This window comes from Pseudomonas sp. HY2-MNA-CIBAN-0224 (assembly GCF_040310285.1).
In the GTDB taxonomy this organism is placed as follows: domain Bacteria; phylum Pseudomonadota; class Gammaproteobacteria; order Pseudomonadales; family Pseudomonadaceae; genus Aquipseudomonas; species Aquipseudomonas helleri.
On sequence record NZ_JBEOPQ010000783.1, the window covers coordinates 1 to 248 of the forward strand.

Consider the following 248-nt stretch of genomic DNA (forward strand, 5'->3'; position numbering starts at 1 on the left):
TAATTGGCTAAAAGACACAATAGCTTGGCGCGCATAAACAAGGCTTTCTGAAAGCAGTCCTTGTGACGCTAAATAATTTGCCGCAGCCAGCTGATATTTAGCCCATAGGTCATTTTTCTTAGTTGATGTTACTAAGGTCATATCTGTAGCAAGTATAATTGCTAAAGATTCAATACTATATTCAGTGCCCTGTTCAATTGGGTCAGGGCTAAATGTCAACATATCAAGGTAAGCGTAATATTGTTGGG

The 248-nt window shown here is 38.7% G+C and carries 1 protein-coding gene; it reads right to left on the bottom strand.

Translation table 11 applies throughout. The features are described 5' to 3' along the window. Positions 1-248: hypothetical protein (locus tag AAEZ03_RS28440; RefSeq protein WP_350583317.1), on the bottom strand; the 248-nt coding region annotated here is incomplete at both ends.